This window comes from Chitinophaga alhagiae, from assembly GCF_003568665.1.
Taxonomy (GTDB): domain Bacteria; phylum Bacteroidota; class Bacteroidia; order Chitinophagales; family Chitinophagaceae; genus Chitinophaga; species Chitinophaga alhagiae.
Genome location: NZ_QXMH01000001.1, coordinates 1,067,175 through 1,086,247, shown reverse-complemented (window position 1 = coordinate 1,086,247; position 19,073 = coordinate 1,067,175). Strand labels below are relative to the sequence as shown.

Here is a 19,073-nt window from a genome sequence, read left to right as displayed (position 1 = left end):
TAAATAGTTAGTTTTCAGTTTTATGGGCTTGGGCGGCTTCTTTCATCAGGGCCACGCCCGCGCTGGTGCCAATGCGGGTGGCGCCTGCATGGATCAGCTGCTGCGCAAAGGCAAAGGTACGAACTCCGCCGGAAGCCTTGATATGAATACCGGCGGGGAGGTGTTGGCGCATCAGCGCCACGGCTTCCACGCTGGCCCCTTTCTCCGCGTAACCGGTAGATGTTTTGACAAAATCCACCCCGTAGCGGGCATACAGTTCGCAGCACCTGATGATCTCATCCTCCAATAATATGCCACTTTCAATGATCACCTTGATGACCCGCTGTTTATTACGCACCAATGGCATTACGGTGGCTATTTCTTTTTCCAGGTAGGCCCAGTCCCCGTTGCGGATGGCCAGCAGGTTGGCCACCATGTCCAGCTCATCGGCCTCGTCAATAATAGCCAGCACGGTTTCGGCCACTTTGGCCTCAATGGCGGAGTAGCCGAAGGGGAAACCTGTTACGGTAGCCACTTTGGTAGTAGTGCTGCCTACAAACGTTTTGGCGATCTTGACGAAGGGCGGGGGCACGCAAACGGCGGCAAAATCATACTCAACGGCCTCCATGCAAAGTTTTTTAACATCCTCCAGGGTGGTAAGGGGTTTGAGTATGGTATGATCAATGTAGCGGTTCAGGTCCATAGCGGCGGTTTATGCTGAAAGCAAAACGGAGCTACGCGGGCCGGGCCGTGTAACTCCGTTCTGTATGTTTAAATATGGTTATTACACGTCTTTGCCATGACAGTTCTTGAACTTCTTGCCGCTTCCGCAGGGGCAGGGGTCGTTACGGCCTACTTTGGGGCCTACGCGTACCGGTTCCGGGCGGTGCGGCTCTTCGGCGGGAGCGTATTCTTCACGCTGCTGGGGGCCGGCCTTGCCGCCGCCGTTCTCAAACTCCTGGTGAGAGGCGCGCATGCGGCTCATGTCTGTTTTTTCCTCGCGGCCTTCGGTGATCTGGCCGCTGTTATTCTCGCTTTGCTGGCTGGGAATACCTGATTTGCAGAGGAAGGATACAATTTCCTTGCTGTTGTCCGCGCTCATTTGCTTGAACAGTTCAAACGCTTCGAACTTGTAGATCAGCAGCGGGTCTTTCTGTTCATACACGGCGCTTTGTACGGACTGCTTCAGGTCGTCCATGGCGCGGAGGTGTTCTTTCCAGGCCTCGTCTATCAGGGCCAGGGTGATGCTGCGCTCCAGGGCGGCCACGGTTTCGCGGCCTTCTGTTTCCACTACTTTTTTCAGCGGGGCCAGCACGTTGATGCCTTTGCGCCCGTCTGTAAAGGGAATGGAAATATTTTCGATGTGCTGGCCCTGCTCTTTGTGGATCTGTTTGATCACCGGCAGGGTGCCTTCTATCAGCTCCGCTGTTCTGCGGTGATAGTTGGCCACGGCCTCACCGTAGAGTTTCTCCGCAATTTCGTTGGGTTGGCCTTTTTGCAGCTCTTCTTCGGAAATAGTGGTGTCTACGGCAAAGTTCATGATCACGTCCAGCTTGAAGGCTTCATAGTCCCCGCTTTCACGGTGGGTGGTCACAATGTTCTCCGCCACTTCGTAGAAGGAGTTGTCCGTATCAATGGCCAGGCGCTCGCCAAACAGGGCGTGGTTACGCTTGGCATAGATCACGGTACGCTGCTTGTTCATCACGTCATCATATTCCAGCAGGCGTTTACGGATGCCGAAGTTATTCTCTTCCACTTTTTTCTGCGCTCTTTCAATAGAGCGGGTGATCATGCTGTGCTGTATCACTTCGCCTTCTTTATAGCCCATACGGTCCATCAGCGCGGCAATACGTTCTGAGCCGAACATGCGCATCAGGTCATCTTCCAGGGATACAAAGAACTGGGAGCTGCCGGGGTCTCCCTGGCGGCCCGCACGGCCGCGCAACTGGCGGTCTACACGGCGGCTTTCGTGCCTTTCCGTACCAATGATGGCCAAACCGCCGGCTTCTTTCACACCGGGGCCCAGCTTGATGTCCGTACCACGGCCGGCCATGTTGGTGGCAATGGTCACAGCGCCGGGCAGGCCTGCTTCCGCAACTATCTGCGCTTCACGGGCGTGCTGTTTGGCGTTCAGTACGTTGTGGGGTATCTTTTCGAAGGTGAGCATTTTGCCCAGCAGCTCGGATACCTCCACGGAGGTGGTCCCTACCAGTACGGGGCGGCCTGCGGCCTTCAGTGTTTTGATCTCTTCTATAACGGCCTTGTATTTGTCCCGCTTGGTCTTGTACACCAGGTCTTCCGCGTCTTTACGGGTAATAGGCAGGTTGGTGGGGATGCTCACCACATCCAGCTTGTAGATCTCCCAGAACTCACCGGCTTCCGTGGTGGCCGTACCGGTCATGCCGGCCAGCTTGTGGTACATCCTGAAATAGTTCTGGAGGGTAATGGTGGCAAATGTTTGCGTGGCCGCTTCCACTTTCACGTTCTCCTTGGCTTCAATGGCCTGGTGCAAACCGTCTGAATAACGGCGCCCGTCCAGTATACGGCCGGTCTGCTCGTCTACGATCTTCACCTTGCCGTCCATCACCACGTATTCCACGTCTTTATCAAAGAGCGTATAGGCTTTCAGCAGTTGCTGCACGGAGTGGATGCGTTCTGATTTAATGGCAAAGTCTTGCAGCAGCTGGTCTTTCCGCGCCAGTTTCTCTTCGGCGGTAAGGTCCAGTTTTTCCAGTTCCGCAATTTCGGAGCCTACATCTGGCATGAGGAAGAAGTTGGGATCTTCCCCGGCGCCGGTGATCAGGGCAATGCCCTTTTCTGTCAGCTCCACGCTGTTGTTCTTTTCTTCAATATGGAAATACAGCCCTTCATCCACTTTCGGCATTTCGCGCTGCTGGTCCGCTATGTAATAGTTCTCTGCTTTTTGCTGCAGCACCTTGATGCCGGGCTCGCTTAAGTATTTAATGGTGGCGCTGTTCTTCGGCAACCCGCGGTGTGCCCGCATCAGGGCCAGGCCGCCGGTTTTGGGATCGTCTTTCCCTTCCGCTATCAGCTTTTTGGCTTCCTGCAGGTAGCCGTTCACCACTTTCCTTTGTTCTTCCACCAGGCGCTGGATGCGCGGTTTCAGCGCATGAAACTCCTGCTCGTCACCGCGGGGAATGGGGCCGGAAATGATGAGCGGGGTACGCGCATCGTCAATCAGCACGCTGTCCACCTCATCCACCATGGCAAAATGGTGTTTGCGCTGCACCATTTCTTCAGGGCTGTGTACCATGTTGTCACGCAGGTAGTCAAACCCGAACTCGTTGTTGGTACCGTAGGTGATATCTGCCTGGTAGGCGGCGCGGCGGTCTGCCGAGTTGGGCATGTGTTTGTCTATACAATCTACCGTAAGGCCCAGGAACTCGAACAGGGGGCCGTTCCACTCGGAGTCACGTTTTGCCAGGTAATCGTTCACGGTTACAATGTGTACGCCTTCCCCGGCCAGCGCGTTGAGGTAGGCCGGCAGGGTGGATACCAGCGTTTTACCTTCGCCCGTGGCCATTTCGGCAATCTTGCCCTGGTGCAGTACGGAACCGCCAATGAGCTGTACATCATAATGCACCATGTTCCAGGTCACAGGCGTGCCGTTGGCATCCCAGGAGTTGGCCCAGGTCACTTTGTCACCCTCAATGCGGATATACTGGCGCGTAACCGCCAGCTGCCGGTCCAGCTCCGTGGCGGTGGCCGATATATGGCTGTTCTCTTTCAGCCGGCGGGCAGTTTCCTTTACTACGGCAAACGCCTCCGGTAAAAGCTCCTGCAGTATCTCTTCAATTTTTTTGTCGCGGTCTTTGGTGAGCTTGTCTATTTCGCGGTAAGTGAGGTCTTTGGTGTTTACATCTTCTTCAATGTCGGCGGCGGCTTTTTTATCGGCCAGCTGCCCGTCAATATCTGCCAGGTGTGATTGTATACGGGCACGGAAATCCTGCGTTTTACGGCGCAGATCGTCTATAGGCAGGGAAGACAGTTTTTCATACTCCTCAGTGATCTGCTTCACAACAGGGAGGATCAGTTTGATATCTCGGTCAGACTTGTTGCCTCCAAAAAGCTTTGTTAAAAAACCTAGCATGTTAAAATTTTCGATTTCGTAAGATAAAAGTAACCTCTGCGGCCGTTCTGCTATACAGTCAAATATTGCGCCCGGCCGGGAGGTTGTGCCAAGGTGTCAGGCCGGGCCTGTTTTCCGAGGCTCGTAAAATTAGGAATTTTTGGGTGAAAACATTGAAAATAGCGGGCTATGCCGGGTTTTAATAAAAATTTAAGGGAAAGCGGTGACAGCCGTTGATCAAAAAAAGTTTAATTTCCCGCTCTTTCCGGGAACGGATTGTTAATTTGTTCAATAATCCGGGGTTATCCGTCATAAAAAGATAACAATGTGTAAATACTTTTTATAAATTTAAACGTTTTAAACGAGCTATTGAATTTTGTACAAAACACGTCTATGAAGCAGATACGGCCTGGGAGTCTTTTTGTTGCAAGTTGTCTTGCCTTGCTTGTTACGTCACTATCATTCGGCATCCGCGCCGGTATTCTCGGCCAACTGGGGGTAGAATTTCATCTCAACGGCCCGGAGATCATCCATGTAACAATGGTGATCCCCATGGTGCTCATTGTGGCATTCGGCGGCCTCTTTTTCTACAAGAGAGGCCATAAAATAAAACAAGCATTACAAACCGCATAAAATCATACGTGAACATATGAACAGGAAACTTAGAATGGGAATGATCGGCGGGGGGAAAGACGCTTTCATCGGCGCCATTCACCGCATCGCCGCCAATATGGACGGCCTCATTGAACTGAAGGCCGGCGCTTTGAGCATCAACCCTGACATTGCAAAAGATTCAGGACGCTCCCTCTTCCTTGATGAAGACCGCACCTACCTCGACTTCAAAACGATGCTCGAAAAAGAAGCGGCCATGCCGGCAGACAAGCGGCTGGACTTCGTCACCATCGTTACGCCCAACTTTGCGCACTTTGAGCCTGCCATGATGGCGCTGGACAAAGGGTTTCATGTAGTGATCGAAAAACCCATCACCTTTACGCTGGACGAGGCCAAACAACTGAAGGCCAAGGTAGCGCAGACAGGCCTTACCCTGCTGCTCACCCATACTTACACCGGCTACCCCATGGTGAAACAGGCCCGCCAGATGGTGAAGAACGGCCTGCTGGGCAAAATACGCAAGGTGTGGGTGGAATACCCGCAAGGCTGGCTCAGCAAAATGAGCGAGCGCGAAGGCAATGCCCAGGCTGCCTGGCGTACAGATCCCAAACGCTCCGGTAAAAGCGGGTGCATGGGAGACATTGGTACCCACGCCGCCAACCTGGCCGAGTATATTTCAGGGCAAAAAATCGATAAATTGTGTGCCGATCTTAATATTATGGTAGAAGGCCGTGCGCTGGACGATGATGGCGCCGTACTGCTCCGCTTTGACGGCGGCGCGGCCGGCGTGCTCATGGCCTCCCAGGTGGCGGCCGGTGAAGAGAACGCACTCAAGATACGCGTGTATGGCGAAAAAGGCGGCCTTGAATGGGCGCAGCACGAACCTAACACGCTGCTGGTGAAGTGGCTGGAGAAACCGACCGAAATTCTCCGCGCCGGCGCCGGCAACCCGCACCTGGACGCATTTGCCACGCATAATTGTCGCACCCCCGGCGGCCACCCGGAAGGGTACCTGGAGGCATTCGGCAACCTGTACCGCAACTTTGCGCTCACCCTGCAGGCGAAAATAGACGGGCAGCAGCCCACCAACGCCATGCTGGACTTCCCGGGCGTAGATGACGGTATCCGCGGTATGGCTTTCATAGACAACGTGGTGAAGTCTTCCGCCAGCGACGCCAAGTGGACAAAGTTCGAGATATAGGAACTGAGCAAGATCAGGTCCCAACAAGAGGCAGATCAGCAGCGCCCTGAAGGAAAGCACTGATCTTGGTCCATCAATCATAAGGAAGAGCACATATGAAAACGGGGCACGATGTGAATGCGAGATTCCATCCGGCCCGTAAAAAATCAAAATTAACAGATGAAAACTATCAAAGGACCCGGTATTTTCCTGGCGCAGTTCCTTGACGATAAAGCGCCTTTCAACGCCCTGGAAAGCATCTGTAAATGGTCGGCAGGCCTGGGTTTCAAAGGCGTGCAGATACCCACGTGGGACAGCCGCGTGATCAACCTGCAGAAAGCCGCCGAAAGCAAGACCTACGCAGACGAGATCAAGGGAACGGTGGAAAGCGCCGGCATGCAGATCACAGAATTGTCTACCCACCTGCAAGGGCAACTGGTGGCCGTACACCCGGCCTATAACGAGCTGTTTGACGGGTTTGCGCCCAAAGCGGTGCATGGCAATGCCAAGGCCCGTACAGAATGGGCGGTACAACAGTTGAAATACGCCGCTAAGGCCAGCGCCAACCTGGGCCTCAATGCCCTGGCCACTTTCAGCGGCGCGCTGCTGTGGCATACCGTATACCCCTGGCCGCAGCGCCCCGCGGGCCTTGTAGAAACGGGTTTCAAGGAGCTGGCCGCGCGCTGGCTGCCCATCCTGAACGAGATGGATGCCCATGGCGTAGACCTCTGTTACGAGATACACCCCGGAGAAGACCTGCATGACGGCATCAGCTACGAACAGTTTCTGGCGGCTACCGGCAACCACGCCCGCGCCTGCCTACTGTACGATCCCAGCCACTTTGTGCTGCAATGCCTGGACTACCTGGCGTACATAGACATCTATCATGAAAAAATAAAGATGTTCCACGTAAAAGACGCGGAATTTAACCCCACCGGCCGCTCCGGCGTGTACGGCGGGTACCAGGGCTGGATAGACCGGCCCGGCAGGTTCCGCTCCCTGGGAGACGGGCAGGTGGATTTTAAAGCCGTTTTCAGTAAATTGACCCAGTACGGCTTTGCCGGATGGGCGGTGATGGAATGGGAGTGCTGCATGAAGCACCCCGAAGACGGCGCCCGCGAAGGCGCGCCTTTCATTAAAGAGCACATCATCCGCGTAACAGAAAAAGCGTTTGATGACTTCGCAAATACAGGAACGGACGAAAACTTAAACAAAAGAGTGTTAGGTTTGTGAATACAGAATGCTAAAACGATTTTCTCAATTATAACAAACAACCAAATAAAGATGAAGAAAAACATATGGATGCCGGCTTGCCTCAGCCTGGCAATGTTCCTGGCAGCGTGCGGGGGCAGCAGTGACAAGAAAGCAGAAGAAAAAAAGGCAGAAGAAACAGTAGCGCCTGCGGCAGATAACTCCATGGTGCAAAGCGTGGAAGGCAAAGGCAAAGAGCTGATGGCGGCGCAGGATTGCGCTACCTGCCACAAGGAAACTGAAAAAGTGATAGGCCCGTCCTTCAAGGAAATTGCGGAAAAATATCCTAATTCAGACGAAAACATCAATACCCTGGCAGACAAGATCATCAAAGGCGGTTCCGGCAACTGGGGAGAAGTACCCATGGCGCCGCACTCCGGCATTACGCACGATGATGCCAAGGAAATGGTGAAATACATCCTCTCGGTTAAATAGCGCTAAACATCATTTATGAAAAAGATACTATCCTCCGCGCTGCTGGTAGCCCTGCTTGCAGGTTCCGCAGCCACATACGCCCAGGGCGGCCCGGCACTCAGCAAAAAAGAGAAAAGGGCCGGCTGGAAACTGCTGTTTGACGGCGCCTCCACCGCAGGCTGGCGCGGCTACCTGAAAAATGAGGCCCCCGGCGCCTGGAAGGTGCAGGACGGCGCGCTGTTCCTGGATACCGACGCCAAAAAGGCCGGTGCTTCCGGAGGCGACCTGATTACAGACGGCGAGTACGAAAACTATGAGCTGGAGCTGGAATGGAAAATATCCGAAGGCGGCAACAGCGGCATCATCTTCGGCGTGCATGAAGACAAGAAGTTCAAAGCCACGTACGCCACCGGTCCGGAAATGCAGGTGCTGGACGATGACAAACATGCAGACGGCAAGATATACAAACACAACTCCGGAGACCTGTATGACCTGATCGCTTCACCCGCCCGGTACGCAAAACCCGTAGGTGAATGGAACAAGGCCAAGATCATCAAAAAGGACGGCAAGCTCACCCTCATCTTCAACGGCCACAAAACCGCGGAAGTGACCATGGGCAGCGAGCAGTGGAAAGAACTGGTGGGCAAAAGCAAGTTCAAGGCCTGGGAAGGTTTCGGCGCGTATGCCAAAGGCCACATTGCCCTGCAGGACCATGGGGACAAAGTATGGTACCGCAATATCAAGATCCGCCAACTCTAAACTATGGCAAGGCATAAATACCTCCTGCTGCTGGCAGGGCTGCTGATAGTGGTGGCCGGCTCCGCCTTTAAAAAAGCGAAGCCCCGCCTGCTGGTGTTTTCCAAAACGGCCGGTTTCCGGCATGATTGCATCCCCGATGCCAAACTCGCCATGCTCAGGCTGGGCGCGGAAAACGGCTTTGAGGTGGATACCACGGAAGATGCCGCCCTGTTCACGGAAAAGAACCTGCAACGGTACAAGGCCGTGATGTTCCTCAACACCACCGGCAATGTGCTGGACGATGCGCAGCAATCCGCCATGGAATCGTACATCCGCAAGGGTGGCGGTTACATAGGGGTGCATGCGGCCACTGACACGGAGTATGACTGGCCCTGGTACAACCAGCTGGTAGGCGCGTATTTCCTCAGCCATCCCAAACAGCAAACGGCAACCCTGCATGTGGTAAACCGCCGGCACCAGGCTACCAGGCACCTGGATGAGACCTGGGTGCGCAGGGACGAATGGTACAATTTCAAAAGCATCGTGCCCGGCCTCAACGTGCTGATCAGGATCGATGAAAAATCTTACGAGGGCGGCAAGAACGGAGAGGATCATCCTATGAGCTGGTACCGGGAGTTTGACGGCGGCCGTACATTTTACACAGAACTGGGCCATACCAAAGAATCCTACAAGGAAGAAGCATTCCTGAAACATGTGCTGGGAGGAATTGAATATGTAACCCGTAAAAAGAAATGATCCGGCCACCCGGCATACAATATTACCGTAGAGACGCATCCACATGCGTCTCTACGCACTTTAACAACCGCCACGTTTACATTACAACACAATCAAGCATTCATTCATGAAACAATTATCTCTCGTTCTGTTGCTTGCAGCCTTCGGTTTAGGCATGGCGGCATGCAGCAAATCCCGCCCCGGCAAACCCAAGGTGCTGGTATTCACCAAAACGGCCGGCTTCCGCCATGCGTCCATACCGGAAGGTATCAAAGCTATTCAGCAGCTGGGCCAGGCAAACGGTTTTGATGTAGATACCACGGAAAATGCGGCCCGCTTCACAGAAGATTCCCTGCAGCAATACTCCGCCGTGATCTTCCTCAATACCACCGGCGATGTGCTGGATAACCGCCAGGAAGCGGACTTTGAACGCTACATACAGTCCGGCGGCGGTTTTGTGGGTATCCACGCGGCCACAGATACGGAGTATGACTGGCCCTGGTATGGCAAAATGGTAGGCGCCTATTTCAACGGCCACCCGGAAGGAATGGCCAAGGCAAAACTGGTGGTAACAGATAAAAGCCACGGCTCCACCAAAGACCTGCCGGATACCTGGGAGCATACAGACGAGTGGTACAATTTCAAGAACTTCAACAAGGAAACCAAAGTGCTCATCAAGGTAGATGAGAAAACATACAAGGGCGGCACCATGGGAGACGATCATCCCATCAGCTGGTATCACGAGTATGACGGCGGCCGCGCGTTCTATACCGAACTGGGCCACACCACGGAGTCATATACGGAAGATAATTATCTCAAACATGTGCTGGGCGGCATCCAGTATGCCATTGGCAAAAACCTGGTGCTGGATTACGCAAAGGCCACATCTCTGCGCGTACCGGATGAAGACCGCTTTACCAGGCAGGTGCTGGCCGGCGGCGAATTTTTTGAGCCCACGGAAATGGCCATCCTGCCTAACCTTGATGTACTGGTGGCGCAACGCCGCGGTGAAATACTGCTGTACAACAACGCCACAAAAGCGCTCACGCAGGTGGGTTTCCTGAACGTGTACCACAAAACGGACGTGCCCAAGGTGAACGCGGAAGAAGGCCTTATGGGCCTGGCGGCAGACCCTGACTTTGCCAAAAACAATTTCATCTATGCTTTTTATTCCCCCGCGGATACTTCCGTGAACCGCCTGAGCCGCTTCGAGTTCAAAAACAACAAGGTGGTGCCGGAAAGCGAAAAAGTGATCCTGCAATTCTATTCGCAGCGCCAGATCTGCTGCCACACCGGTGGTTCCATTACCTTTGGCAGCGACGGGCTGCTGTACCTCTCTACCGGAGACAATACCACGCCCTTTGACGAACCGGGCCAGCCCTACGTCAGCAAAGGTTACGGCCCGGTAGACGACCGCCCCGGCCACCTGCAGTACGACGGCCGCAGAACGTCTTCCAACACCAACGACCTGCGCGGGAAAATTCTCCGCATCCGCGTTAAGGCAGACGGCTCTTATGAAATACCTGAAGGCAACCTCTTCAAGGCATCCGATAAAACAAAACCGGAAATTTACGCAATGGGTACCCGCAACCCCTACCGCATTTCCGTAGACCCGAAAACGAATTACCTCTATTGGGGCGAAGTAGGCCCCGATGCGGCCAACGATGATTCTACCCGCGGCCCGCGCGGTTATGATGAAGTGAACCAGGCCAAAAAGGCCGGGTACTACGGCTACCCGCTGTTCATTGCGGATAACAAGCCGTACCGCGCATATAATTATGAAACCGGCGAATCAGGCCCTTACAACAATCCTGAAAAGCCCATCAACAACTCCCGCAACAACACCGGTTTAACAGCGCTGCCGCCCGCGCAGAAAGCCTTCATCTGGTACCCGTACGCCAAATCTGAAGAGTTTCCGCTGGTGGGGAGCGGTGGCCGCAACGCAGAAGCCGGCCCCGTGTATTACAGCGACCTGTACCCCGCCGCTACCCGCTTCCCGGACTATTATAACGGCAAGCTGTTCATTTACGACTGGATACGCGGCTGGGTAATGGCCGTTACGATGGACAAGGACGGCAACTACCAGAAAATGGAAAAGTTCATGCCGTCTACCAAATTCAACGCGCCCATAGATATGGAAATGGGGCCTGACGGGCGCATGTATGTGCTGGAGTACGGCAAAGGCTGGTTCAGCAAGAACCCCGATGCGGCGCTGGTACGCATAGATTACAACGGCGGCAACCGCGCGCCCAAAACAGGTTTGAAGGTAGACAAGATCACCGGCAGCCTGCCCTTTAAAGTGAAGCTGGAAGCTGAAGGCGCTACAGACCCGGATGGCGATGCCATCACGTTCGTATGGAACTTCGGTAACGGCACCACCAAAGAAACAAAAGAACCTTTTGTTGAGCAGACCTACACCGTAGCCGGAGAATACCCTGTGTTTGTAGACGTAACAGACAGCCAGGGCGCCACAGTACGCAGTAAAATGATCAATGTCTACGCCGGCAACGAAACACCGGAAGTGCAGATCAACCTCGCGGGCAACAGCATGTTCTACTTCCCCGGCAAGCAGGTACAGTATAACGTTGTAGTCAAAGACAAAGAAGACAGTGTACCAGACCCGGCTAACCTTTACATCAAGGGCATGTACATAGAAGGGAAAGACAAAGCAGCCATGCCGCAGGGCCACCAGATCGTTTCCGGTACTATTGCCGGCAAGAACATTATTGAATCTTCAGACTGCCGCACCTGCCATAAACCCGATGAAAAATCCATCGGCCCCAGCTTTATGGATATTGCAGGCAAGTACAAAGATGATCCCAAATCTCCGGACTACCTGGCTCAAAAGATCATCAAAGGCGGCGGCGGCGTTTGGGGAGAAACCGTGATGGCCGCACACCCCACTATCAGTACGGGCGAGGCCAAACAGATAGTGGAGTATATTTTTTCCCTGGCCGGCAAGGCCCGGCAAGAGCCCTCGCTGCCGGCCTCCGGCAGTGTATCTCCCACCATGGGCGGCGAGCTGAAAGATGGCGGCATCCTTTACCTGATGGCCAGCTATACAGACAAGGGCGGTGCAGGCATACGCCCCATCACCGGTTTGGCTGACGTGGAACTGAGAAACCCGCGGTTCCAGGCAGAAAACTACAAAACCGCAGACGGCGCCGCCGTAGTGGAGATCAGCGGTATGAAACTGCTGATACCCACGGCCAATGCCGTAGTGAGATATAAAGACATGGACCTTGCCACGGTGAACGGCATTGAGCTGACCTATTTTATACAGGAGCAGCCGCAGCACGGTTACACCGTGTCAGCGCACCTGGACAAGCCGGACGGTGAAAAGCTGGGTGAGGTGAACATTGGCGCAGGCGCCAGAAAAGAAGCCCCCAACACCGCGGTGATCAGCTTCCCCGCCCGTGCGGACAACAAGCGGCGTTCGCTGTACCTGGTATTCAAGGCAGACGCTGCGGAAAAAGCGCCGGTAGGCATAGATGTGATCAAGCTGCTGTCCAGGTAACCTTCCCGGTTGGCAAAGAAGAAAAAGGCCCGGTGCAATTGCACCGGGCCTTTTTCTTCTTTGTTATCATTTGATTTTCATCATTTTCTTTCTCATTTTTTTGGCCCTTTTCTGCCCGGCGTTCACAAAATTGATCAGTAGTACCAGAACGATGATGAACAGGCCGAAGAACTCGCGGGTATCTTCTATCCAGGGTTTTTCCGCTTTCATGCTGCCGGCAATATTTTCCGCATGATGCTCCGTCATCCAGCTCAGCACGCCGTCTTTCGCAAAGAACAACGTTACCGCGTACACCAGGCAGGCTACGATACCAAACAGGTACCAGCCTTTGTAATACCGGCCGGTAACGGCCAGGGCGCAGAAAATAGCCCCGTAAAGGTAAATAGGCACCCAAATGTACGGGTCAGGGTCATTCCATTGCAGTGCGGCAAAGAGTACAAACAGCACACAAAAAACAACATTGAAGATTTTCATGATAAATTTAAATGAAAATGAAATAGCTAAATTGGTTAAACTTACGTAAATTCCACCATACAAAGCCATTTCCCGTTTTGTAAAAAATATTTTAGAAAAAATGAGCCAGATGTTTGCGGTTGTTAAATTAATGTTATAATTTACAAACAGATCAAACGGAAGTCGAACTAAACCTTTTGCATTATAAGAAACATCCACACCTTGACCGGTTATCCAAAAAAATATTTGCCTTTATAAATTCCACTTTGTTCAGCCTGAATGGCTGATCCACACGCAATAAATGGGCAACCGGTCAATTTTTTTCTTTTCTTGCAAAATCGTTTTTCCAAAGAGAATGTTAATATTTTGACACGTTGGGGTGAGCGTTGAACGGTTTTTAATCATTATATTGCATTCCAAATGCCGGCTTACCACTCTTCCTACCAGGGAAAACGGTTCGCAAGGTGCCATCCGGTCACTGAAACGGATGAAAATACTTGAAAATACGGGGCATAGCCCTTGAAGAATATCCTGGTTACTAATCAGGTTTTAGAATGGCGGAAGGAGAGGCACTAGTTGCCTCTCTTTTATTTTTACGGGAACAGCTTCTCCCCAGCGAGGGTCCGGGCAGGTGGTAAAACCCGGCCGGGGCTTGAGGCGGGGAGAAAAAAATAGTACATTAGCTACATGGGATACGCATACGACGAGCAAACAACAGCAGCACTGTTACGCCAGATCATTTCTCGCCACATTTCGGAAAAGGCCGCACAATGGGTGCAGGACCGCCTCACTGCGTGGCAGCAGCAACAAGCGTTATCCGTTTTCAATATGGCTTTTGCCGCGGCCCCGCGTTTCATTGGCCGGGAGCCGGTTACCGCTACCATAGCGGAAAGCCCGGTTTTGCCGGTAGACCTGGAAGGGTATACGGCAGACCGCCTGTTCCGTATCTGGTGGCTGCTGCAGTTGCCGGTAGACGACAAAAAAAAGTATATCGAAATAATTGAGAATCTTTTCAATACCGCGGAAATGAACGAGCTGGTAGCCCTGTACGGCGCCCTTCCGCTGCTCGCTTTTCCGGAAGCCTGGCAGCTGCGTACCGCCGAAGGCATCCGCTCCAACATCGGCGGCGTACTGGAAGCCATTATGCTGCACAACCCCTACCCGGCGGCCAACCTTGACCAGCCGGCGTGGAACCAGCTGGTAATCAAGGCGTTCTTTACAGAAAAACCGGTGCATCTCATTGCCGGGCTAGACAGGCGCGCCAACCCCGAACTGGCCCGCATACTGCTGGACTACAGTCACGAACGCCGCGCCGCCGGCCGGCCCGTACACCCCATGCTCTGGCGGCTGGTAGGGCCTTTCCTGGAAGAAATGGGATTGGAGGATATAGAACGGCTCTGGCTCTCCGAATACAACGCGGAAAGGGAAGCGGCGGCGCTGGCCTGCCATGCCTCCGGTTACGGCCCGGCCCGGGAACTGCTGGAAAAAAGGCCGGAGCTGAAAGCGGAAATAGAAGCCGGGCAGCTCACCTGGGAAACAGTGGCGCACCGCGTGAATATGGCCAATTAATGCTATTCCCCGGTAGCGGTTTTATGATTAATTTAATGACATTTGTAATTTATAATTCTATATGTGTTGTAGTGCTCAGCTGACGGAAAAAGACCTGGCGCCTCAAGCTATGAACCCGGCTTACCTGGACGCCATTAAGGGAATGCGCTTTTTTGACCCGCATATTCACATGACCTCCCGTACCACAGATGATTACCAGGCCATGGCAGACGCCGGCGTGGTGGCCATTATAGAGCCCGCCTTCTGGCTGGGCCAGCCCAGAACGGGCGTGGATACCTTCAGGGATTATTACAGCAGCCTGGTGGGCTGGGAACGCTTCCGCTCTTCGCAATTCGGCATCAAACATTATTGCACCATTGGCCTCAATTCCAAAGAAGCCAATAATGAAAAGCTGAGCGAACAGGTGATGGAAATACTCCCGCTGTTCCTTTACAAGGAAGGAGTGGTGGGCATTGGCGAAATAGGCTTCGATGACCAGACGGCGCTGGAAGAAAAGTATTACCGCGCCCAGCTGCAGTTGGCTATGGACGGCGGGCTGCCCGTACAGGTACACACGCCCCACCGGGATAAAAAACAGGGCACCCAGCGCAGTATGGACATTGCCATAGAAATGGGCCTTGACCCCTACATGGTGATCGTTGACCATAACAATGAAGAAACGGTGAAAGAGGTGCTGGACCGCGGCTTCTGGGCGGCTTTCACCATCTATCCCTTTACCAAAATGGGCAATGAACGGATGGTGGAAATTGTGAAGCAGTACGGCACAGCACGTATTATGGTGAACTCCGCCGCGGACTGGGGCATCAGTGACCCGCTGGCGGTACCCAAAACCGCGGCCCTCATGCTGGAAAGAGGTATCAGCAAGGCAGACGTGGAACAGGTCACCTACCGCAACGCCATCACTGCCTTTGCGCAAAGCGGGCAGATCAATGAAGCAGACTTTGAACGCACGCAGGACATTGACCAAAGCCTGAAATATAATGGCAGCACTATTTTGCGCGGCGGGCAGCAACCAGCCCCCGATAAACGATCTACCATTATCAGATAGCACCTGCCAGATCCTTTGTACCCGAAAAACCTGACTGAAAACGTGAACTATATCTTGCATAAATTGGGCGGCTACCTCCGTTTAATGAGGCCCGCCAACATCCTGACCGCTATCACAGATATCATGGCCGGCATTGCCATAGCCGGTTTCCTTACTAATGGCCTGCAAGATGTGCAGGGCGTGCTGCAGGTGATTTGCCTGGCCATAGCGGCCATAGGCCTCTATGGCGGCGGTGTGGTATTTAACGATGTATTTGATGCGGCGCTGGACCGCGTGGAGCGGCCGGAAAGGCCCATCCCCAGCGGGGTGGTATCCCGCACGCAGGCTACCGTACTGGGCATATACCTGCTGCTGCTGGGCATACTGGCCGCCTTCTCCGTAGGGGAGTGGCCGGGCGGCCTGGCCACAGGCGTGGCCGTATCCGCGCTGGTATACAACAAATGGGGCAAACACAACGCCCTGCTGGGCCCGCTCAACATGGGGCTTTGCCGGGGGCTTAACCTGCTCATGGGCATGAGCATTTTGCCGGAAGCGCTGGCAGTACATGGCTGGCTGGCCTTTGTACCCATTCTCTACATTGCCGCTATCACCATGATCAGCCGCGATGAAGTGCACGGCGGTAAAAAACGCACGCTTTACCGGGCGGCCATCGGTTACGGCGCCGTGTACGCCATCATACTTGCCGAAGCGGTAAAACAGCACCGGCTGGCCGAAGTAGTGCCTTACCTGCTGGTATTCATCTGGCTGATCATGCGCCCCCTGCTGAGGGCCATCCGCGAGCCTGTTGGCCCCAATATCGGCAAAGCCGTAAAAGGCGGCATTATAGGCCTTATTGCCATGAACGCGGCCTGGGTAGCGGCCTTTGCCATATTTCCCTATCCCCTGATCGTACTGGCCTTTTTGCCCCTGTCTTTCCTGCTGTCACGCGCTTTTGCCGTTACCTGAGGCCTTTTGCCGGCAGGGTAGAAAAATGGCCGCATTATCCCCCTTTTTTGTACATTTAAACGTTTTTAAAATTTCAACGGACCTGCGTAGGGCGATTCAGCTATGTCATACATTCAGCAATCTTTCAAAGTTCAGTTTGAATACAAGGTTTTCTTTACAGAAAAAATATTCGATCCCACCAATACCTGTTTTGCCGGCTTCCTGGGGTCGCTGGCGGATGAAGGAACAAGAAGGAAACTTCTGTTTATTGTAGATGACGGCGTTACCAAACACCATGAGCAACTCCAGAGCCAGATAACGGCCTATTGCAGCGCGCTGGACAATTTTGAACTGGTGGAAGACATTATTGTGGTGCCCGGCGGAGAAGCGGCCAAAAATGACCTCCAGCTGTTTTACTGGCTGGTAAATGAAGTAGACCAGCATGCCATAGACCGGCATTCTTTCATAGTAGGCATCGGCGGCGGCTCTGTGCTGGACCTGGTAGGGTATGTGGCCGCGGTAAGCCATCGCGGCGTAAAACATGTTCGTATACCCACTACCGTATTATCGCAAAATGATTCCGGCGTGGGCGTGAAGAACGGCATCAATTACCATGGTAAAAAGAACTTCCTGGGTACTTTTGCGCCGCCCGCCGCGGTGTTCAACGATGCGCAGTTCCTGGCCACGCTCGATGAGCGTGACTGGCGGTCAGGCATGATAGAAGCAGTGAAAGTAGCGCTCATCAAAGACGCTGCTTTTTTTGAGTGGATGGAAACATACGCGCACCTGCTCTCCGAGGCTGATCCGCAAAGCATGCAATACCTCATTTACCGCTGTGCGGAACTGCATATGGCGCATATTGGCGGCGCAGGAGACCCGTTTGAGAGCGGCTCTTCCCGCCCGCTGGATTTTGGCCACTGGAGCGCGCACAAGCTGGAACAACTGACAGATTTTGAACTGCGGCACGGTGAAGCAGTGTCTATCGGCATTGCGCTGGACAGTGTGTATTCCTGGTTGCAGGGCATGCTCGACGAACAATCGCTGCACCGCATCATTCACCTCCTCAAAACGCTGCGGCTGCCCCTCTACCACCCGCTGCTGGAAATTGAAGACGGGGAATCCGCTATTGTAGCAGGCCTGGAAGAGTTCCGGGAACATCTCGGCGGAAGGCTCACCATTTCCCTGCTCCGCACCATCGGCAAAGGAGAGGAGGTGCATACCATGGACCTTGAGCTGCTGCGCAAGGCCGTCACCATGCTGCGCGAAAAATGGTGATATGCCGGACCTGTTTATTTGAACAACTATATATATCATGAACACTCCATTTGGTCACCTTACGTATTGTACCAACATTCACGCAGGGGAAAACTGGGGAGAGCATTTTTCTCAATTGAAGCAGTACATCCCTGCCGTAAAAGCGCAGGTATCGCCAGATGCCCCCTTCGGCATCGGCCTGCGGCTTAGCAACCTGGCCAGCCTTGAACTGGCCAAAGAACCGGCGCAAGAAGAGCTGAAAGAATGGCTCCGGGCCGCCGGCTGTTATGTGTTCACCATGAACGGCTTCCCCTATGGCGGCTTTCACGGGGAGCGGGTGAAAGACCAGGTACATATACCAGACTGGGCCACCGCGGAACGGGTAGCCTATACGATCCGCCTCTTCCGTATACTGGCCGCGCTGCTGCCCGCCGGCATGCAAGGCGGCATCTCCACCTCACCCCTGTCTTACAAACTGTGGCACCGCTGCGAGGAAGAGCACAATTCCATTATGGAAAGCGCCACGCTCAACATGCTGCTGGTGGTGGAACAGCTCATTGCCATACACCGCAACGGCGGCCCGCTGCTGCACCTCGACGTGGAGCCGGAGCCAGACGGCATGCTGGAAAATTCCAAAGAGTATATAGACTGGTACTTCCAGCACCTCCTGCCTGCGGGAGTGATCATGTTCGGAGATAAATTCGGCATGGGAGAGGAAGAAGCCATAGCCGCCATCAAACAGCATGTGCAGTTGTGTTATGACGTGTGCCACTTTGCCGTGTCTTACGAAGACCCGCAGGTAGTGCTGGAACGCCTGCATTACTTCGGGCTGAAGGTAGGCAAGGTGCAGATCAGCGCGGCGCTGAAGGCCCGGTTGCCTAAAGACGGCGGCCGGCAGCAGATAGTGGCCGCTTTCAGGGACTTCAACGAATCTACTTACCTGCACCAGGTGATAGCCCGCAGGAGCAACGATACAAAGATCCATTACCCGGACCTGCCGGAAGCCCTGGCAGACGCTGAAAACCCGGACGTGGAAGAATGGCGCGCGCATTTTCATGTGCCCGTGTTCGTCAAAGACTTTGGCGTGCTCAGCTCTACGAGAGACGATATCAGTCGCGTGCTGGCCCGGCAAGCCGCCAAACCCTTCACGCAACACCTGGAGGTGGAAACCTATACCTGGGAGGTGCTGCCCGCGGGCCTCAAGCAGGAAATGGGCGGCTCCCTGGCCCGTGAAATGAAATGGGTACTGCAACAGTTGGAATTATCCTGAGAGCGCGGTAGCTTTGGACCGGATTAGAAACGGAGAACG

The 19,073-nt window shown here is 53.9% G+C and carries 15 protein-coding genes; 12 read left to right on the top strand and 3 right to left on the bottom strand.

Translation table 11 applies throughout. The features are described from left to right. Positions 1 to 7: 7 nt before the first annotated feature. Positions 8 to 682, bottom strand: a complete 675-nt coding sequence (deoC, locus tag D3A97_RS04175; RefSeq protein ID WP_119076962.1) for a deoxyribose-phosphate aldolase — start codon at positions 680 to 682, stop codon at positions 8 to 10. 81 nt (positions 683 to 763) lie between these two features. Next, complete coding sequence (secA, locus tag D3A97_RS04170; RefSeq protein WP_119076960.1) at positions 764 to 4,090, bottom strand: preprotein translocase subunit SecA; 3,327 nt, start codon at positions 4,088 to 4,090, stop codon at positions 764 to 766. A 372-nt stretch (positions 4,091 to 4,462) separates the two neighbouring features. On the opposite strand from secA, the gene D3A97_RS25000 reads away from it, so the two are divergent. From D3A97_RS25000 to D3A97_RS04135, 7 genes are all read left to right on the top strand, one after another. Then, positions 4,463 to 4,702 (top strand): hypothetical protein, encoded by a 240-nt coding sequence (locus D3A97_RS25000; RefSeq protein WP_198673856.1) that lies wholly within the window; start codon positions 4,463 to 4,465, stop codon positions 4,700 to 4,702. A gap of 16 nt (positions 4,703 to 4,718) precedes the next feature. Then, positions 4,719 to 5,882, top strand: a complete 1,164-nt coding sequence (locus D3A97_RS04160; protein WP_119076958.1) for a Gfo/Idh/MocA family protein — start codon at positions 4,719 to 4,721, stop codon at positions 5,880 to 5,882. A gap of 159 nt (positions 5,883 to 6,041) precedes the next feature. Then, positions 6,042 to 7,094 carry a sugar phosphate isomerase/epimerase family protein gene (locus D3A97_RS04155; protein WP_119076956.1) on the top strand — a complete coding sequence of 351 codons (1,053 nt, stop codon included), beginning with the start codon at positions 6,042 to 6,044 and terminating at the stop codon, positions 7,092 to 7,094. Between the two features lie 51 nt (positions 7,095 to 7,145). Beyond that, positions 7,146 to 7,547 carry a c-type cytochrome gene (locus tag D3A97_RS04150; RefSeq protein WP_119076954.1) on the top strand — a complete coding sequence of 134 codons (402 nt, stop codon included), beginning with the start codon at positions 7,146 to 7,148 and terminating at the stop codon, positions 7,545 to 7,547. A 15-nt stretch (positions 7,548 to 7,562) separates the two neighbouring features. Beyond that, complete coding sequence (locus D3A97_RS04145) at positions 7,563 to 8,285, top strand: 3-keto-disaccharide hydrolase (RefSeq protein ID WP_119076952.1); 723 nt, start codon at positions 7,563 to 7,565, stop codon at positions 8,283 to 8,285. Positions 8,286 to 8,288: 3 nt separating this feature from the next. After that, a complete protein-coding gene (locus tag D3A97_RS04140; RefSeq protein WP_119076949.1) occupies positions 8,289 to 9,020 on the top strand; it encodes a ThuA domain-containing protein in 732 nt (243 codons plus the stop codon). A 106-nt stretch (positions 9,021 to 9,126) separates the two neighbouring features. Beyond that, positions 9,127 to 12,516: a ThuA domain-containing protein gene (locus tag D3A97_RS04135; RefSeq protein ID WP_119076946.1), complete on the top strand. Its 3,390-nt coding sequence runs from the start codon at positions 9,127 to 9,129 to the stop codon at positions 12,514 to 12,516. A 66-nt stretch (positions 12,517 to 12,582) separates the two neighbouring features. On the opposite strand, the gene D3A97_RS04130 is transcribed toward D3A97_RS04135, so the two are convergent. Next, a complete protein-coding gene (locus D3A97_RS04130; protein WP_119076944.1) occupies positions 12,583 to 12,990 on the bottom strand; it encodes a transmembrane 220 family protein in 408 nt (135 codons plus the stop codon). A gap of 666 nt (positions 12,991 to 13,656) precedes the next feature. Here D3A97_RS04130 and D3A97_RS04125 point away from each other — a divergent pair. The 5 genes from D3A97_RS04125 (at position 13,657) to eboE (ending at position 19,034) form a co-directional block, all read left to right on the top strand. After that, a complete protein-coding gene (locus tag D3A97_RS04125) occupies positions 13,657 to 14,538 on the top strand; it encodes an EboA domain-containing protein (RefSeq protein ID WP_119076941.1) in 882 nt (293 codons plus the stop codon). A 61-nt stretch (positions 14,539 to 14,599) separates the two neighbouring features. Further along, positions 14,600 to 15,586, top strand: coding sequence for a TatD family hydrolase (locus D3A97_RS04120; RefSeq protein ID WP_119076939.1), 987 nt, complete (start codon positions 14,600 to 14,602; stop codon positions 15,584 to 15,586). 42 nt (positions 15,587 to 15,628) lie between these two features. After that, on the top strand, positions 15,629 to 16,531 hold the full coding sequence (gene eboC, locus D3A97_RS04115) for a UbiA-like protein EboC (RefSeq protein WP_232825844.1): 903 nt from the start codon (positions 15,629 to 15,631) through the stop codon (positions 16,529 to 16,531). Between the two features lie 102 nt (positions 16,532 to 16,633). After that, a complete protein-coding gene (locus D3A97_RS04110; RefSeq protein WP_119076937.1) occupies positions 16,634 to 17,785 on the top strand; it encodes a 3-dehydroquinate synthase in 1,152 nt (383 codons plus the stop codon). A 37-nt stretch (positions 17,786 to 17,822) separates the two neighbouring features. Further along, on the top strand, positions 17,823 to 19,034 hold the full coding sequence (eboE, locus tag D3A97_RS04105; protein WP_119076934.1) for a metabolite traffic protein EboE: 1,212 nt from the start codon (positions 17,823 to 17,825) through the stop codon (positions 19,032 to 19,034). The last annotated feature ends 39 nt before the right edge of the window (positions 19,035 to 19,073 follow it).

Bases quoted from the DNA above. Each gene is read 5' to 3' on its own strand.
- secA (WP_119076960.1), bottom strand. From the start codon at position 4,090: ATGCTAGGTTTTTTAACAAAGCTTTTTGGAGGCAACAAGTCTGACCGA.
- D3A97_RS04145 (WP_119076952.1), top strand. From the start codon at position 7,563: ATGAAAAAGATACTATCCTCCGCGCTGCTGGTAGCCCTGCTTGCAGGT.
- D3A97_RS04120 (WP_119076939.1), top strand. From the start codon at position 14,600: ATGTGTTGTAGTGCTCAGCTGACGGAAAAAGACCTGGCGCCTCAAGCT.
- D3A97_RS04160 (WP_119076958.1), top strand. From the start codon at position 4,719: ATGAACAGGAAACTTAGAATGGGAATGATCGGCGGGGGGAAAGACGCT.
- eboE (WP_119076934.1), top strand. From the start codon at position 17,823: ATGAACACTCCATTTGGTCACCTTACGTATTGTACCAACATTCACGCA.
- D3A97_RS04135 (WP_119076946.1), top strand. From the start codon at position 9,127: ATGAAACAATTATCTCTCGTTCTGTTGCTTGCAGCCTTCGGTTTAGGC.
- D3A97_RS04155 (WP_119076956.1), top strand. From the start codon at position 6,042: ATGAAAACTATCAAAGGACCCGGTATTTTCCTGGCGCAGTTCCTTGAC.
- D3A97_RS04140 (WP_119076949.1), top strand. From the start codon at position 8,289: ATGGCAAGGCATAAATACCTCCTGCTGCTGGCAGGGCTGCTGATAGTG.
- D3A97_RS04110 (WP_119076937.1), top strand. From the start codon at position 16,634: ATGTCATACATTCAGCAATCTTTCAAAGTTCAGTTTGAATACAAGGTT.
- D3A97_RS04130 (WP_119076944.1), bottom strand. From the start codon at position 12,990: ATGAAAATCTTCAATGTTGTTTTTTGTGTGCTGTTTGTACTCTTTGCC.
- D3A97_RS25000 (WP_198673856.1), top strand. From the start codon at position 4,463: ATGAAGCAGATACGGCCTGGGAGTCTTTTTGTTGCAAGTTGTCTTGCC.
- D3A97_RS04125 (WP_119076941.1), top strand. From the start codon at position 13,657: ATGGGATACGCATACGACGAGCAAACAACAGCAGCACTGTTACGCCAG.
- deoC (WP_119076962.1), bottom strand. From the start codon at position 682: ATGGACCTGAACCGCTACATTGATCATACCATACTCAAACCCCTTACC.
- D3A97_RS04150 (WP_119076954.1), top strand. From the start codon at position 7,146: ATGAAGAAAAACATATGGATGCCGGCTTGCCTCAGCCTGGCAATGTTC.